At 57.9% G+C, this 16,533-nt stretch carries 16 protein-coding genes and 1 riboswitch; of the genes, 3 read left to right on the top strand and 13 right to left on the bottom strand.

Annotated elements, in window-relative coordinates; all coding sequences use genetic code 11:
- On the top strand, positions 1-1,200 hold a 1,200-nt coding region (locus tag HIJ39_RS03620; protein WP_169096804.1), incomplete at its 5' end, for a transposase.
- 414 nt (positions 1,201-1,614) lie between these two features.
- Here the strand turns inward: HIJ39_RS03620 and HIJ39_RS03615 are convergent.
- From HIJ39_RS03615 to HIJ39_RS03580, 8 genes are all read right to left on the bottom strand, one after another.
- The gene (locus HIJ39_RS03615) at positions 1,615-2,076 is read right to left on the bottom strand and encodes a hypothetical protein (protein WP_169096802.1); all 462 of its coding nucleotides are present in this window, start codon (positions 2,074-2,076) and stop codon (positions 1,615-1,617) included.
- Between the two features lie 459 nt (positions 2,077-2,535).
- Entirely contained in the window at positions 2,536-2,874 is a 339-nt protein-coding gene (locus HIJ39_RS03610; protein ID WP_169096800.1) for a hypothetical protein, read from the bottom strand.
- Positions 2,874-3,128 (bottom strand): dimerization domain-containing protein, encoded by a 255-nt coding sequence (locus HIJ39_RS03605; RefSeq protein ID WP_169096798.1) that lies wholly within the window; start codon positions 3,126-3,128, stop codon positions 2,874-2,876. Before HIJ39_RS03605 ends, HIJ39_RS03610 begins: the two co-directional genes overlap by 1 nt.
- Before the next feature lie 147 nt (positions 3,129-3,275).
- Complete coding sequence (locus tag HIJ39_RS03600; RefSeq protein ID WP_169096796.1) at positions 3,276-3,440, bottom strand: hypothetical protein; 165 nt, start codon at positions 3,438-3,440, stop codon at positions 3,276-3,278.
- A gap of 338 nt (positions 3,441-3,778) precedes the next feature.
- A complete protein-coding gene (locus tag HIJ39_RS03595) occupies positions 3,779-4,000 on the bottom strand; it encodes a type II toxin-antitoxin system HicA family toxin (protein WP_169096794.1) in 222 nt (73 codons plus the stop codon).
- On the bottom strand, positions 3,997-4,218 hold the full coding sequence (locus tag HIJ39_RS03590; RefSeq protein ID WP_169096792.1) for a type II toxin-antitoxin system HicB family antitoxin: 222 nt from the start codon (positions 4,216-4,218) through the stop codon (positions 3,997-3,999). Before HIJ39_RS03590 ends, HIJ39_RS03595 begins: the two co-directional genes overlap by 4 nt.
- Positions 4,219-4,713: 495 nt before the next feature.
- Complete coding sequence (locus tag HIJ39_RS03585) at positions 4,714-5,181, bottom strand: signal peptidase II (protein ID WP_169096790.1); 468 nt, start codon at positions 5,179-5,181, stop codon at positions 4,714-4,716.
- Complete coding sequence (locus HIJ39_RS03580; RefSeq protein WP_169096788.1) at positions 5,178-6,527, bottom strand: MFS transporter; 1,350 nt, start codon at positions 6,525-6,527, stop codon at positions 5,178-5,180. The genes HIJ39_RS03585 and HIJ39_RS03580 overlap by 4 nt, the downstream gene beginning before the upstream one ends.
- 119 nt (positions 6,528-6,646) lie before the next feature.
- Between HIJ39_RS03580 and HIJ39_RS03575 the strand changes: the two genes are divergently transcribed.
- Positions 6,647-7,918, top strand: coding sequence for a TRM11 family methyltransferase (locus HIJ39_RS03575; RefSeq protein WP_169096786.1), 1,272 nt, complete (start codon positions 6,647-6,649; stop codon positions 7,916-7,918).
- 94 nt (positions 7,919-8,012) lie between these two features.
- Here the strand turns inward: HIJ39_RS03575 and HIJ39_RS03570 are convergent, their stop codons facing one another.
- Both HIJ39_RS03570 and HIJ39_RS03565 read right to left on the bottom strand, forming a co-directional pair.
- Positions 8,013-9,347, bottom strand: coding sequence for an aminotransferase family protein (locus HIJ39_RS03570; RefSeq protein WP_169096784.1), 1,335 nt, complete (start codon positions 9,345-9,347; stop codon positions 8,013-8,015).
- Between the two features lie 173 nt (positions 9,348-9,520).
- Entirely contained in the window at positions 9,521-10,933 is a 1,413-nt protein-coding gene (locus HIJ39_RS03565; protein WP_169096782.1) for an APC family permease, read from the bottom strand.
- Between the two features lie 242 nt (positions 10,934-11,175).
- Positions 11,176-11,281, top strand: a riboswitch (SAM riboswitch).
- Between the two features lie 185 nt (positions 11,282-11,466).
- Between HIJ39_RS03565 and HIJ39_RS03560 the strand changes: the two genes are divergently transcribed.
- Positions 11,467-12,570, top strand: a complete 1,104-nt coding sequence (locus HIJ39_RS03560) for a 5-methyltetrahydropteroyltriglutamate--homocysteine S-methyltransferase (protein WP_169096780.1) — start codon at positions 11,467-11,469, stop codon at positions 12,568-12,570.
- Between the two features lie 459 nt (positions 12,571-13,029).
- Here HIJ39_RS03560 and HIJ39_RS03555 read toward each other — a convergent pair whose 3' ends face one another.
- From HIJ39_RS03555 to HIJ39_RS03545, 3 genes are all read right to left on the bottom strand, one after another.
- Positions 13,030-14,040: an NAD-dependent epimerase/dehydratase family protein gene (locus tag HIJ39_RS03555; RefSeq protein ID WP_169096778.1), complete on the bottom strand. Its 1,011-nt coding sequence runs from the start codon at positions 14,038-14,040 to the stop codon at positions 13,030-13,032.
- Between the two features lie 64 nt (positions 14,041-14,104).
- Positions 14,105-15,301 (bottom strand): MFS transporter, encoded by a 1,197-nt coding sequence (locus HIJ39_RS03550; protein ID WP_169096776.1) that lies wholly within the window; start codon positions 15,299-15,301, stop codon positions 14,105-14,107.
- Between the two features lie 537 nt (positions 15,302-15,838).
- Complete coding sequence (locus HIJ39_RS03545; protein WP_169096774.1) at positions 15,839-16,429, bottom strand: DUF2087 domain-containing protein; 591 nt, start codon at positions 16,427-16,429, stop codon at positions 15,839-15,841.
- Positions 16,430-16,533: the final 104 nt, after the last annotated feature.

Raw genomic sequence — 16,533 nt, 5'->3', positions numbered from 1 at the left:
CGCTGTCCCTTGTATGCGGTCCTCAGTGGGTTTGAATACGGGCATACCCCCGGCGTGGGCACCTTCTATGGGTTTTTCCGCCGCCTCTGGGCGGCGGGGACCGTCCATCGCTCGCCCCGCCGGCGGCTCAATCGCAAGAAGATCCCCGGCGGCAAGAAAGGCCAGAAAGCCCCGACCAAAGGCCTGAGCAAAATTGCTCAGCTGCTGGCGCAGCTGGCCAAACGGTCCACGCATCGCGCCCAGCCGTTCGACCGGCTACTCCACCTGTTTCAAGCGCAGTTTCTGGCCGTCTCGGCCGAGGCCGGATTACTCGGCAACCCACAAAGTCTGACGCTGGCGGGGGACGGCATGCCCCTGGTAACCGCGGCTCAAGTCCGTAGCCAACGCCTGTGCGATTGTCGGGCTCGCGGCCGAACGCCCTGTCGGTGTGCCCGCCTCTATTCCCAGCCGGATTGCGACATGGGCTGGGACAGCTATCGCAACACGTACTTCTTCGGCTATCACGTGTATACGTTGGTGGCGGCCGACAGCCCGCACGACCTGCCGGTGTACCCGCGGCTCCAGCGGGCCTCTCGCCATGATGCGGTCTCCTGGGTGGTGAGTGCCCAGGAGTTCGCCGACCGCTTTCCCGGCTACACCTGGCGCACCGCGATTTTGGATGCCGCGCATGACGCGCGGCCCATCTATGACTATCTACAGGCCCACCAAATCCGGGCGTTTATTGATTTGAACGACCGGAGCACCCGCCGCACGGGCGTGCGGCCGGAGGAGATCACCTATTCGGCGACGGGTGTCCCCATCTGCCGCAAGGGCTTGCCCATGAAAGATCGGGGCTATGACTATACCCGCGGTCGGCGGAAATATCTCTGTCCGCTGGTGGTCAAAGGGGTGGTAACCTGTGACACGCCATGTTCCTCGTCGCCTTACGGGCGCTGCGTCCAGGTGGAGACGAAACGCAATCCCCGCTTGTTCCCCCCGGTGGCCCGGGATAGCGCGGCGTGGGCGGCGGTGTACAATCGTCGCACCAGTTGCGAGCGCAGCAATAAGCGCGTCAAAGAAGATTTTGGCTTGGCCGCGGGCAAACATCGGAGCACCATGATGTGGACCATCCGTCTCTATGGCATCGCCATGTGCCAACACCTGGATGCCTGGTATCAGGCCCAGCCACTCGACCTCCGGTCGATGCTGACGACGGCTTAAGAAGCGGCGCCCATCGCTCGACGCGCGATGCCCGTGGACCCTGCGGCGCATCGTCTGGTTTGCCATGCTCTGAGCTCAGCCACTCCATGGGCTTGATCTCTTGCACCCGCGCTTCCAGTTAATTACTGGCAAATCCCCAGCTTATCCGGATTAAATACCGAGAGACTATTTCCTTAAGCCTCGGCTAGTGTTTGTGGCCAAGGTCCAGATGTAGAACGTCCGATGGCGCTCCCTTGGCCAGAGCTACAGGGGGACGCGGAGGAAAATAATATCGTATGTTGGCAGGCCGAGCTGCGACGATGGTAAGACCAAGAACGGCATTCAGGGCGTCTTGTTGTATTTTGGCCAAAGCGCCGGGCGTCAAGGCTGGTGCGTGTTGAGTCGCAACGGGGTAGCCGAGCTCATATTTCAGCATCAAGGTGCTTGACCGATCGGGCTTGAGCAGGACGTACATAACATGCCGCCAAAACTTCTGAGTAGTTGCGTAGGATGTGTGAAGACATCATAGCCATCCTCACGCTGAAAGGTGCGCCGTAGTATCGGTTGCGCCTGCATGCGGGGCTTGATAACCTCCAACGGATAGGCTGTATCGTTTTTGAGGGTAATGCTGTAGGCCATGTCGATGGGAACCAGCGGACGGCCGCCGACAACGTTGAACCCATTATTCGCTTGGCCCTTAATGATTTGTAGGTGGACGCTCTCGACCAGAATATGATATTCCGCGCTCAACGTCGGCGGACGTGAGGGCGCTCGGTCCCGCCATATGATCCCGATCGCTACGGCGACCGAACCGATCGCCCCTGCCAACAAGTATTTCTGACGACTCACAATCGCTGCCTTCTTTCCGCCAACCAGCGAGAGGTGTATCAACTCCACGAGGAGTAGGTATCCTCCTCATTTGACTAAACGCCGTGGGTGGTGGGTATGTGTCGCCACAAAAATTGTTTGATAACCAACCGCTCGACCAAATTGTACCGAACCGACCCGATGTAGATCCCCCGTAGTGGCATTGCTAATTTCAAGGCGCGAGTGAGGGATTATACGGCTCCGTCGTGCCGGACCCTTAATGCAGTATCGCCCCCATTACCCGGCTATTGATCCTAAGAACTATTGCACGATGCAGGTTCCCGGGATCGTCCGATAACAGCGACATGCCCGCCCTGTCGCACACGAACCATGGACGGCTTCGACCGTCTATTTTAAGAATGGCAGCGAGGTTGGTCTGTCCCGGACCGCAGCATGGACGGTAAAGCCGGCAGGGGCATTCTTTCCCGGTGATGAACAACGACGAGGGGGCCCCGCGGCCCAGCGGCCCACACATCGAGCCATCCCGGACTACTCTTCAATGGGACGTTGTCGGGGATGACGAATACGCCAAACTAAAAGCTCCGCAGGGTCCACGCCTGGTCCCACGTACACACGGAACTTTTTTCCGCGAAAGGCGATGAGGACCCGCTTCAGCTCGATGTCCATCAGGCGTCCATTTAGCTCATCCCAGATCGTAATGGCGCGAAAGGGCAAATCATCGTACGTCGGAAAGCGTTCGAGATAGACGCTGATCGTCTGGCGCAACACGATGGCGACCGGATCCCACCCCTGGTTGGGGTGCCCGCGCCAGCGGTCGTAGTCCCACAAATCCTGCAGAGCACGCCGAGCAAATCGGATGCGCGACATCAGCGTTCAGGCGTCGTCTCGTCGTGGCCGGCCAAATACCTGAGGTAGCGGTCGGCCTCGTCGGCGCCGAAAAACCGCTCGTTGTTTCCATGCGCAACGATGTCGCGGATCAAGGCGACTTCGTCTGGATCCCAAATCAGTTCTCGCCCACCGCCCTCACTGGCTAGCCAGCGTACGATACGGTCGAGCATGGGCAAGCGTTCTGGGGGAATCGTTTCGATGAGGCGTTGAATCTCTTCGCGTTCGACCGCCATGAGAGCCACCTCCACTTGATCGTAGTATAGCATCCCGGTGCTGGGACGGCCGAACACAACCGTTCGACATCTTCAGTGGCACCCTGCGGGACTCTCGCCCCCATATGTCCGGTAGCGGATCGGATTCCCCCGGGCCACCGTGTCTTTTCAATCTTTACCTAAGACAACATCGAGTTGGTCCTGTAGCTGTCGGACTTGATGCTCGAGTTCCTCGACCCGACGAGCATTTTGTAGCGTCATGACCCACTGGATAATCCATGGAACGATGACAAAGAGCACAATAAGGATGATGAGCACGAAACCCGGGATCATGAGTTCACCTCCGAGTAGTTGGGAACCTGTGTGGCCGTTCCGTCCTGTCCGCAATGGGGTCTACCCATTGGGTGGGCGTTACTCCGTTGGACTGACCCAGGGTCATTTGTCGACGCGGGATAATGTCCTGGTGGAGATGTCCGGCCTGTTGCCATGTAACGGTCGCCCGCGCGGGCACGGTCAGCGTAAGAGTGGTCGTGAATCCCGCCGAGTGTGCGTGGGGTTCAACAGCGGATGGCTGAATTCCTTGTGGCGTATTCGCCCCCAAGAGCTCCGCAAGCTGCTTTTAGCGGCCCGCCCTCACGGCGCGCAGGCCGCAAGCAGCGATAGCAAACCAGTTACAACAAGTCTTGCAGTTCTTGCAGCGTCAAGTGGCTTTGCCGCAATATCGAGTGTAGAGTCCCCTGAGCTAGCTCATGGTGCATAGGCACAATGGCCGTGCGCCCATCGGGATGGCGGAGCTTTAGGTGACTGCCCCGTTGGCTTACCGCCACGAACCCCGCGCGTCCCAAAGCGGTGGCGACTTGCTGTCCCGACAGGATTGGCGTGCGTGGACTCATGGTTGCGGCAGCTCGACCGTCACCGGCGCCAAAATCGGTGTCACGGGCAACTCCGTCAGGTCCACGTCCTCAAAGTACAATTCCAAGGCTTCCCGAAGATTATCGAGGGCCTGGTCCAGCGATTCCCCTTGGCTCGCCACTTCCACTTCTAAACAGCGAGCGACGTACCACTGCCCCTCGCGCGTGATGGCTGCCGTAAATCGTACCGGATGGGTCATGGCTCGCGCTCCCTCCTCTTTCTATACAGTATACCGCGATGCCACGATTCCTGAGATACGGGGGCTGAGGCTTCTTTTGAAGGATCTGAGCCTTTTGGCCACCACCGCGTGCGGCCATTTGCTTAACGATGCGAATAAAGGACTAACCGGCCCGTATGTGCATTAAGGATTGCTATCCTCGGATTCGTGACGTCGGCCAAGCAGGCGGCCGAATCAATCACATAATCCGGATTTGCCTCCGCATGAAGAAGGTTCCCAAGACGGAGCGATCAATCACAAAATCCGGATACCCCTCCTTATTTGCAGCCAGTGCATGTCCAGGTTCAATTGTCGGGAGTACCGCCAGGATCCCTGAATGACGTGCGGACTCTTGTAGGACGGCGTTGTCCTATATACCGTGCTCAAAAAAGCCGCCATCCCCATTGCGGCACGCTGGCTCAAAACTCCCAGCCAATGAACGAAGGCGCCGCTTTGTCTCGGCGCCCCCGTCTTCGCCTAGGACGTTTCCCGGGTTGCCTTGGGAGCCACTTGCCGACCCACGAGGAAGAACTGAATGACCAGCCAGATCACGCCGACCCGGAGAAACACATCGGCTAGATTAAAGATGCCAGGATAGCCAAAAACGCGGATAAAATCAGTGACGTGCCCGTAAATCAGCCGACTCATCACATTGCCTACCGCCCCACCAGTCATCATCGCCAAAGGCGCGCCGTAACGCGGCCAGCGCCAAGCGGCCACGGTTAAGAGGGCGACTCCAAGAATACCGAGGATCGTAATCAGCGCCGGGTGGTTCCCGCCCAATCCCAGCATGGCGCCCCGATTATGAATCAGTTCCCACCGTAGGACATGCCCCCACACGGGAACCGGGGTCGCAAACGGCAGCGTCTCAGCAGCGAGATCCGCACTCCATAGATCGAAGGCTGCAATGGCAATGACGCCGAAAACCCAAAGCCATTTTTTCATGCGGTCACCTCCCGTCGCCGAGGCATTGCCAGACCCAAAAGCACGCTGGCACTGCTCAAAGCGAGAAGACTGCCATAAAGAATCCATAAGCGATGCGGCCCCCGAAACGCCAGCGTAATCACGACAGACGAAGCCATGGTGCCGACGTAGCGCAAAAGGCTATAAAGACCCGAGGCACTGCCTGCCTCGCCGGGAGGCCGGACTTCCAGCACCATCTGCTGCAACACCACATTGGTCACGGCAAAGCTGAGACCCATCAAGGCCAACGACAATCCGACCCATAGCAAGTTCCGGGATTGCCCGCTCCATGCCAAAATGCCCGCCACCACCAACACGACTGCTGCGCCCATATAGGGTCCCCTTCTGAGCGGCCCCCGCGAGATGCGTCCTCCCAAGGGAGAGCACAAGGCCATGACCCCCGCAAACACCAGCAGCATGAGTCCGCTTTGGCTCACCGAGAGATGACGCCGCGTTTCCAAAACCACGGGAATTCCATAGAGAGCCAAATACATCACCACGTTGGTGAGTATGGTCGCTCCCGCAACCGCCGCAAAAGATCCGGTCAAAAACCAGCGCACCGGAATGACCGGCCGCGCTGATCGCCGCTCAGCGAATACCAAGACCGCCAACGCCAAGAGGCCAAGTGCGCCCAAAGTCAGACCAAGACCTTGCACGGTGCCGCTGGTCGCCAAGAGCAACAGGATCATGGTGACGCTGAAGAGCACCGAACCGCTCCAGTCCCATCCGGAATCCTGAAGCCGGGGCCGGCCCCGATCGTGGGGGACGCTGGCAGCGAAAAGAATGGCCGCTGCCACCGCAATGGGGATGTTGAGCCAGAAGATGGCCTGCCAGCCGAAGGCCCCCATTAGAAGTCCGCCTAAAGCTGGACCCACCGCCAACGCAATCCCAGCCGCCATGCCGATCCACCCCAGCACCGCGGACAAACGATCGGCCTTGAAGCGCCGCACTAAGCCGATAGAATTAGGATATACCATTGAGGTGCCGATGGCTTGCACTACCCGCCAGCCCACAAACACCCAAAGGTTATGGGATAACGGCGCCAAAAGAGCCGTCAGCAACACCAATGCCAAACCCGTATAAGCAAAGCGCCGATAGCCAAGACGATCCCCCAATGCGCCCATGATGGGCTGGGCCACGGCGCTCCCCAGATAATAGCCGGACACAATCCAAGTGATGCCCACCGAGCTCGCATGCAAGACTTGAAGCAGAACCGCCAAGCCGACCGAAATGGTAGCAGAGTTCAGCGGATTTAATGACACGGACAACAATACAGCGGGAATGAACCCCCACCCCACACCTCGCTGCTTACCTCGTGCTGCGATCATCCCATCCGTCCTTTCCATCGTTACCATTGTAGCCAAGATGTAGCTTTTAGAGGAAATTCACCGGATTGGATGGATCTGGTATTGTAAAATAGGAAATTATCCCCAACGTGGAGGTAGTCATGGCCCACACCCCGCTGGTTTCCCCCAATCCCCCGGACTGGGATTTTCGCGATGCGGAGACCAAGGAAGGCGCTCACGTCATCCACACCTATCCGGCCATGATGATTCCCCAAGTGGCCCGCCACTTAATTGCACGCCTCCGCGTCCGTTTGCCCGACGCCGTAACCCTGCTGGATCCGTTTTGTGGCGCTGGCACCGTCCTCGTTGAGGCGGCTGCTCAAGGCCTTCTGGCCTGGGGGAACGATTTGAATCCGTTAGCTGTACGCATCGCCCGCGCTCGGACCACGCCGATTCCCGGAGCCGATCTCGATCGGGCCATCGCCTTCTTTCGGGACGGCCTGACGTTGGAAAAGATGACCCAATTCGAAGGACCGATCCCTGAATTTCCGCGCCGCGACTTTTGGTTCCAGCCTCCGGTGTCGCAGGCCCTGGCATTCATCCTGAACCAAATTGCAGCGCTTCCCTTTCCCGACCTCCGTTACCTTGCAGAAGCCGTCTTTAGCGAAACGGTGCGCCGTGTCTCCAATAGCCGAAATCGGGAGTTCAAGCTCTATCGCATGCCTCCACAGGAGTTGAACTCGTTTTGCCCTGACGTCTTAGGCGAGTTTTTGGCTCACTTTCGCCGCTACGCTGAGGGTCTCCGTGAGTCGTATCCCGATCTAACCCGACCCGCCGAGCCTCCCCGTGTGGTGGAAGGAGACAGTCGACGGCTCAGCGACATCCCCGACCGCCATTTTGATCTGTTGGTCACCTCGCCGCCCTATGGCGACTCCCGCACCACCGTCGCTTATGGGCAGTTCTCCCGTCTCTCTTTAGAGTGGCTCGGTCTTCCTCAAAAGATTGCGCGAGGGGTGGACCAAACGCTTCTCGGGGGACGCCCTCATCAGCGGCCGCTTCCCCAATACTTGCCCTCAGCCACTGGGTCCGCGAGCATCGAGCAAATTCATGCCCGCGACCCCCGCCGGGCAAGAGAAGTACAAGCCTTCTATTACGATCTGGATCAGACGCTCAACGTCCTCACAAAGAAGCTGAAACCGGGAGCGCTGGCCGCCTGGGTGGTCGCCAATCGTACCGTGAAAGGCGTGGTGCTGCCCACCAACGCCATTATTACCGAACTCTCCCAAGCCCACGGATTTGTTTTAATCGAAGATTTGACCCGCAACATCCCATCGAAGCGAATGCCGCGGGCCAACAGTCCCAGTAATGTGGCTGGCGAAACCGGCCTCACAATGACCAAAGAGCATCTCGTCACCCTCCGCTACGAGGGCTAATGGTGGACCTGCCTTTGCGCCCTAAAAACGGCCCCGGTCTCACCCTGTGGGGCCGGGGGCTGGTCAATGCTTCCTTGGGCTAATTCCCATCGCATCAGTGAACTTCCGCTTCCACCATGCCCAAGGCTTCTTCCGCTGCCGCCACCATGTGCTGAATCTCAGGCTCAGCAATAGTCAGTGGAGGCGAAAATGTCACCACGTCCCCAATGGGCCGCACGATGACTCCCAAATCATACATGTATTGGGCTATCTTGGCGCCAATTTGTCCGGACGCCAGCCGTCCCCCAGGATCCCGCAGCTCGAGACGGCCCAACAGCCCCTCAGCGTTGGCATCCACAACCCATTGTGGGTGCCGAGTCTGGACATTTTTCAGCGCGGACTGGAGCACCGGTCCCATGGCACGTGCGTGATCGGGCAGGGCTTCCCGCTCCAAAATGGCGATGTTGGCCAAGGCTGCCGCGGCAGCAATGGGATGACCGCTGTAGGTATTGCCGTGTCGAAATTCCGGGCCGCTCACCGCCATGTCATAGAAAGCCTCAAACACTGCATCGGAAACAGCCGTAGCGCCAAGCGGCACGTAGCCCGAAGTGATCCCTTTGGCCATCGTCATCAGATCGGGCTGGATGCCATAATGGCGCGCGCCAAACCAGGAGCCCAGTCGGCCAAAGCCCGTCACGACCTCGTCAGCAATGAAAAGCACATCGTATCGGCGGCAAATCTCCCGCACCTGACGGAGATAGTCCGGGGGTGGAATGATGACGCCGCCGGCCGCCTGAATTGGCTCGGCGATGACGGCAGCCACGGTCTCGGCGCCTTGCGTGAGAATTGCCTCCTCTACGGCTCTCGCACAAGCCAAGGTGCAGATTGGGGAATCCGGATGCATGCTGCAATGATGCGGATACGGCGCCGAGACATGCACTACGCCCGGCAGCAGCGGCTCGAACTCCATCCGATTCTCCGTCACCCCTTGTACGCTCAACGCTCCCATCGTGACGCCGTGATACGCAAAGCGGCGGGTAATGAACTTGTGCTTGTTGGCGCGGCCCTTAATCTTCCAATATTGCCGGGCAATCTTCAAAGCCGTCTCGACCGCTTCGGATCCATCATTACTAAACATCACATGGGCCATGCCATCGGGGGCCAGCAGCTCGACTAGCTTGTCCGCCAAACGAAGTGATGGCTCGTTGGCGAATCCTCCAAAGGACGGAAACCACGCGAGCGCTTCTGCCTGCTGAGCAATCGCATCAATGATTTCCCGCCGTCCGTAGCCGACGTTGGCCAGCCACAACCCGCCGTGGCCGTCAATATATTGACGGCCCCGATTGTCATAGACGTAGATGCCGTCCGCCCGGGCAATCATCTTTGGGCCAGCGTCGGCCAACTGCTTCATGTTGGTGTAAGGGCCCCAACGCTTCAATGTGTCGCTCATCGCTCTCGTCCTCTCTTACAATCATGACTGCCTCATATACGGCTATGATGTAAATCCTGTCCTATGCCGACCGTGTCAGGTGAGACGCACCCCAGTTGACCTGCACGACGGCTTACGTTCACTCCACCCCACGAAACACTGTGTTGCTCCTCGCATGGGTCCCCTGGAATGGCCTAGGCTTCGTGTGAGAGACCAGCTGTCTTTAAGGATTCATGCTGGCGGCGATGAATCCCGTACGCTAGGCCAAATCCCACTAACAGCCAGGCAAGCGAAATCAAAACCGCTACCCCAATCGCTCCGCTGGGCACGGGATACACGCTCTTCCAGATGACGATTAACCCGACTAACGTGGCGACACTCGGAATTACCCCATGGGTAAAGAACTTGAATTCCCGGATTTTCGCCATATACACGGTTAATGCGGTATTAGCCACAATGTGCACGCCTATGATTGATACCCCAGCAATTGTCAAAAGCCAGATCCCCGCAGCAGTAGGACCCAAGATAAGGCCCGCCACGATGTCAATCACAAAGATGACCCCGAAAAACAACAGCGTGGTCTGATATGGGGTTTTGAACACGGGGTGGATTTTGTTGAAACGACCGAAGATGACCCCGTCCCGTCCGGCGCTGTACCATATTCGACTGACTGCGTTCACCTTGGCCACCATGTAGTTGAGGTAGCTGTTGATAGTAAAGAGAATCAAAAGAATCCAACCGAAGTTGCCCAAATAATGGCGGAAGACAATGAGGCCCGGATCGGGCGAGCCAGCATAGCTGGACATATTGTGAACGCCCCAGCCAACGGTAAGGGCATACGACGGCAATATCATGGCAATGCCGGAGAGAATCCAAGCAATAATGATGGCGCGGCTCACTAATTTTCGAGAGTCCTTAACCTCCTCGGAAATGGTCGTGGCCGTTCCCAGCCCAGTAAAATCCAGCACCGAAAATACCACCCCGAGAAACAGCGGCCCGAAGGCTCCGTGCAAGGGTCCCAGCGTGAACGGCGTCAACGTATTGTGGGCCCCGACTTTGATGACAATGACAATGGCGCCCAAGACCAGAAAGGCAATTTCGAGAAAACCGGTCCACTGGGTGTATTGGAGGGACGGCCGAATCCCGCGATATGAGAGAACAGCGCCGAAAGCAAGCGTCGCGACCGCGATAGGGATCCAGACCCATCCCGTTTTAGACAGGCTGCTGCTTAACAAGTAGATAAACCCGCTAAGCCCCAACACGCCAAACGCCGGCCCGGTCAGGTTCTCTCCCATCCAGTACCAGAGGGCCAACACCCCCCCTGCTCCCCCGAGCCCCTGGGCCGAATAGGCGTAAAAACTGCCCGAGTTGACGATTTTCTTGGAGAACTCAATCGGCACCACCATCCACAACCCATATAACGCCCAAGCAATGAGCACCGCCAATGGGGTCGCTCCCAAAGCGTAGGTGGCTGTACCCACCAGCAAGATGGCTACATCCCCGGCCGGCCCCACAAACGAAAAGGACTGGAACACCGCTTCCCAAAGCCCGACCGCTGCCGGCTTCATGGCCGTGCGGCGGGTTTGCACGTCGATTTGCTGTCGCATCGCGCCGCTCCTTCACGAGACGATTTGTTGAATCCTCGCAATTATCCAAGTTGCGCGCACGTCGCTGTATAGATACAGTTCCACAAGAAAGTGGAATCTCCTGTCATTTCCCGAAGTCCACCACTATTCAATTTGGCGGCGATATCTGCGTCGGGCCGATACATTACCCAGATGATGTGTTGCCGCCATTGTTTTCTCTTGACGTTCTGGCCTGGGGCGCGCATAATACACCCCAAGACTGGCCCTTATCAAGAGCAGCCGAGGGACTGGCCCGATGACGCTGCAGCAACCTGCCTGAGGTTGGCATGGTGCTAATTCCTTCCCTCGACGATGAGGGAGAGATGAGAGGCAGATGGTATTTTCTACATCTGAGCATCAGCTTGATGGGCCCCAACCAGGGGGCTTTTTCTATGGCTTTTGGGATATTGCGCATCGTCCTTGTTTGTCGGTCTTCCCATGCGATAGAGTCCATCCACCCCTCCTCAGCAGGCGCGGCACCAGTCGGACTATCGAGGAAAAGAGGGATGGTTTAAATGTCTTCCAAGAAACTCGCCCCATTTCGTGCCGATCATGTCGGAAGTCTATTGCGCCCCGAGGCCTTAAAAGAAGCGCGTCGCCGTCACCAACGCGGTCAGTTGGGCCGCGATCTGTTGACCGAATTGGAAAATCAAGAAATCCGGCGCATTATTGGCCGCCAGCAAGATCTCGGCCTATCCTCCGTTACCGACGGAGAGTTTCGCCGCGCCTATTGGCACTTTGACTTTCTGGAGGGTCTTGAGGGCGTGGAACCCTTCGAGACGGAAGACAACGGCATCCACTTTCAAGGGCAAACGCTGCAATCTCACAGCATACGGGTCGTGAACCGGGTTGACTTCGGGCGCCATCCCATGCTGCAGCATTTTGCATTTCTCAAAGAGAACGCCAGCCAGGCCCTGCCCAAGATGACCATCCCGAGCCCTAGCATGTTGCATTTTCGCGGGCAGATCGACGAGGCCGTGTACCCCGACCTGGAGCTCTTCTTTTCCGACTTAGGCCGCGCCTATCAAAAAGCCATTCGCGCCTTCTACGACCTGGGCTGCCGATATTTACAGTTGGATGACACGGCCTGGGCTTACTTTTGTTCCGCGGAACAACGGGCGGAACTCGAGGCGCGTGGGTGGGATCTGGACGAGGTGCAACGCCTCTATGCTCGCACCATTAATCAGGCGCTTCAAGGCCGCCCCGAGGATCTTGCCGTAACCATGCATATCTGCCGCGGCAACTTCCGGTCCGCATGGATTGCTTCAGGCGGCTATGAGCCGGTAGCGGAAACACTCTTTGGGACAGTCAACGTCGATGCCTTCTTCTTAGAGTATGACAGTGAACGGGCCGGCGGATTTGAACCGCTCCGTTTCGCCAAGCGCCCTGATCTTAAGATTGTGCTGGGGCTCGTGACATCCAAGTCTGGCACCCTGGAGGATGCCGACGAAATAAAGCGCCGCATTGATGAAGCGTCTCATTACGTCGATGGCGAGCGACTCGCTTTAAGCCCCCAGTGCGGCTTCGCCTCCACCGAAGAAGGCAATTTGCTCACGGAAGAGGAACAATGGGCCAAGCTCGCCCATGTGGTACGGATCGCCCACGAAGTCTGGGGCTAGCAACTCAAGCGAAAGCTCTTTGAGGATCCGCTGACCGAGCCTCAAAACAATGGTTCCTTGCGAAAGTTATGGGAAAGAGGAGGTGAAACTTGCCGGAACCATTACGCCAAGATGACGCCACTCGAACGCGTCACGAGGATCCAACCACCCGCCATACGCAAAATGGATGGGCGAACAGCACTGGCAGCCTTGGCGCTGCTGATTGTCATCCTGGCATTCGTAGGCCTTCACGAGTTGAACCATACCAATCAGACGTTGGCGGGTATTTAGGGCGAACTGAACCGAACAGCGGCGGAACGGGCGCAGTATCAGTCACGGGCCCTGGCCATCTGGCGATCCATTGAAGCCAGCCTCAATGCGCTGGTCCGTCAAGTGACACTTCTCGTCCAACAACTACGTCACGGATAATCGAGCAGGGGCCGCGCCTTTCGAGACGCGGCCCTTGTTCATACCTGACGCCTATCCCAAACGTTTGGCGAGGACTGTTTCCGCCGATCGCCAGGCGTAGCCCTGGGGCGGTGTATCCTGAGTCCAGAACCCCTCGACCATGTCTTCAAGGTAGCGGTCCACTGGGCGATGGACAAAACCCAACTCGCGCTTAGCGGCCTTGGCCTCTAAACGTGATGCCCACTTGCCACTCAAGGGAGAGACCATGCGAAGTTCCAGTCCCGCGTCTTGGATGGCAGAGACGCTCACCGGCACAATGCGTGCTGGCGCCCCCAACAAACCAGCCAGTCGCTCCACCAACTCCTGAAGCGAAATATCTTCATCCTGCGAGAAATTATAAGCGCGGCCGATGCTGTGCGCCTGGCCCACGAGGCTTGCGAGGGCCCGGACAACATCGGTGACGTAGACATGCCGCGTCAGACCCACGCCCCCATCCGGCAAGAGCAACGGTCCCCCATCCCGAATGCGCCAAAGATAGCTTTCTAGTCGCCGTTCGGGGTCTCTCAGTCCATTCACAATCGGCAGGCGCACGCGTGTGGCGGGGAAGCGCTCTATCTGCCACCCTTTCTCGAAGACATCCTCGGCTTCCCGCTTCCCTGCCCCGTAGCGCCAGTTAGCCAAATCATCAGGTGTGGAGGGAGGCGAGGACAGCGGTCCGGGATAGTCCGCCTCAGAAAGCGCCTTGGTCACGGGCACGTCAATACCGTCCCGAACAAGATAGGCGGCGCCAGAGCTAATGAAGACGTAGTGGCCGACCCGTCCCCGAAGTGCCGCCACGGTTCCCTCGGCATCGCGCCGATTATAGCAGGCAAAATCCACGACGGCATCGAACCACTGGTCGGCCAGCACTCGGACAAATTCCGCACTTCGGCGATCCACGACAAGCCGCTCCACCTTTCCACCGAAGCCGTCCGCATGATTTCCGCGGTTCAGCACCAGAACCTGCCAGCCTTTTGCCAAGAGCTGCCACACTAGTTGATACCCCATAAAGGTGGTCCCACCAATGACGAGTGCCCGCCCCAAGACGTCCGCCTCCCAGTTCAAATATGCTCATCATAAAGGGAACGCTGCCGTTCGCCAACTACCTTTATAACGGGTCCGTTCCGTTCACGGTCCGGGGTCCCCGAGGAGGCACGGCTGCATGAAATCCTGTCGCCGTTATGCCAAGGCCGAGGCCCATGACGAGATAGACGGCTCGGAGGTGGTGTTCGGTCATGGCCCAGCCGGCTAGGGGAAACAGCACGATCATCAAGAGACTGAATCCGGCGCTGGGCAAAGATAAAATGGCCGCCCGAAACCGTTCTGGCGCGACTTGGTTTAGACGAGCCTCGTACAATGGGTCGATACACCCATCGAGACCAGCGGCCGCCAGGTATGCGCCACCCGCGCCTCCCAATGGCAAGAGACCGATCGAGGCAATGGCAAGGGCTAAAAGTGCCGTTCCCCAACCGAGATAGTCTCGATGGACTGTCTGTCCCCCAACAAAGCTGCCGGCGGCGGTCACAATTCCCGCCGCCGCAACCACCATAGTTGCCATACCGATGGGTGCGCCTTTAAGAACCAATGTCGATTGCGCATAAAGATTATTGATGGTGACGAAAGCGCCCAATGCTGACCCCAAAACCGCCCACCGCCTAAGTCCGGGCTTGTGGCCGCTCACCCGTAGGGCAAGCCCGATATTTTCCCAGAGGCCAGACCAGGATGGGGAACGGATCGGCTCTGGCAGGTATTCCGGAATCGTACGCACGGCGATTATGCCAATTAAAGCGGCGATAGCCGCAAGAACGAATGGCCATGACCATCCGTCTCTCACGGCAAGCCACCCTCCAAGAGCCGTGGACAGAGCCGCCAACAGAAGCTCAAAAGCCAAGACACGGCCGTAGATGCGACCGTAAGCCGCTTGGCCATATACCTCCTCGATCAGGCCATACAACAACGCCTGTTCGGCTCCGCCTATAAAGGCCCAAGCCAAGGCGCCCAACGCCACGCTAATTATGCCAAGGAAAATGTTGAGAGGTGCAAGATAGAAGGTCATCAAGGCGGTGATGGCGTGAATCAGAAGCCCCATGCCAAGGCTGGCTCGCCGCCCCCGGCGATCGGCAAATAATCCGGTCGGCACCTCGGCCACGAAGGCCACCACGTGAAACCCCGCCTCGGCCAGTCCAACCTCAAACAAGGTCCAATGGCAGTGCACAAGATAGAGAATCCAGAGTCCCCGAGTGGGGTTGAAAGACCATGCAGCGGCAAATGCGTAAAATCCCCGCAAGCGACGGGACAGAAACATCCAATAAGCCTCCTTTGGCAACAAAAAACTCGGGCGGGTGCCCGAGCGCCAAAGGATTGCTGTTGCTAGCGCAATCTAGCGGCCCCGGCGTCTCGATGACACCCCAGACGGCGAAAAGGGCAGACAACGCCCTTGGGGGTCACCGAAACATGTCCCCGATGGAAAGGAAGACTCCAGTCCTGGAACTGGTGCTGCACCGAGGTCACCTCCTCCAAAAGTGGTTCAAGTATAGCACAAACGGGGCAATTCCCCTCGCTCATAGAGGTCCCCAGCAGGTACTTGCTGGGAAGCCGCCCGATTGGCGCATCCGCCGAACACAATATGCCCGCCCGTTCGGATTGGTTTAATAGCAGGGAGGTTCCTGGGGCGGTATACGCCCAGGCACATTCTACGCTCACTTGCAGTTGCAAATTTCGAAACGACGGCCCATGACGCCTGAAAACCCGCCTTGAAGGCTCGGAACCTCGCATCGCTTCGATGCGTCCCACGCCACCACCATTGATTCGCCCCTCTGATGACAAGCGGCGTTGCCCTCGATTACAGCGCCCGCCAATCGGCCCACATCTCCCGGGGATTCAGCTCATACAGGCCATCTTCCCGATACATAAAATGATTAATGATGAACTCCCGGCGGATGGTGCAATAATCCTCATGAAACTGCATGATATGTTGGTTGATGGCTTTCTCGGGGTATTTGACGCCGGGCTTCAGTCCCTTCAGCATGTGCTCAAACACAATCAGCTTGCGCTTTCGCTGGGCGGGGATTTGCTTTAGTCGCCCTTCTTTGGTAAAGAAGCGGGAGATTACCGCATGCTCCAAATCCTGACCTTTATCCAACAATGTTTCCTCCCGTGCGGGTTCGAACAGTGCAGCCGGCAACGCTCGAGCATTTTGTTCGAAGAAATAACGATCCAATTCGAAATAGATGGTGTTCCCCTGCCGCGACTCTTTGACCAACGCCGTATGGCGCAATTTGGCCATGTGGTGCGTTATCGTCGGGGGTGAGACACCCAGTTTCTCGGCCAAGGCCTGCCCATGTATCGGGCCGTTCTTCAGCAGGAACAGAATACGAATTCTCGTCGGGTCGGCCAACGCCTTGTGGAACGCCACGAGTTTTTCCAGCTGCATGCTCTCACTCTCCAATTCGACTACTGTCTAATTATATACTTTTCTAATCACATCGCAAGTCTTCTTGAACTCAATCCACCCCAGTCGGACTCGTTTGAAAGACT

The sequence above is a fragment of the Sulfobacillus harzensis genome, assembly GCF_012933365.1.
GTDB lineage: Bacteria > Bacillota > Sulfobacillia > Sulfobacillales > Sulfobacillaceae > Sulfobacillus_B > Sulfobacillus_B harzensis.
The sequence above is the reverse complement of the archived record's forward strand: the minus strand, read 5'-3'. Positions and strand labels throughout refer to the sequence as shown.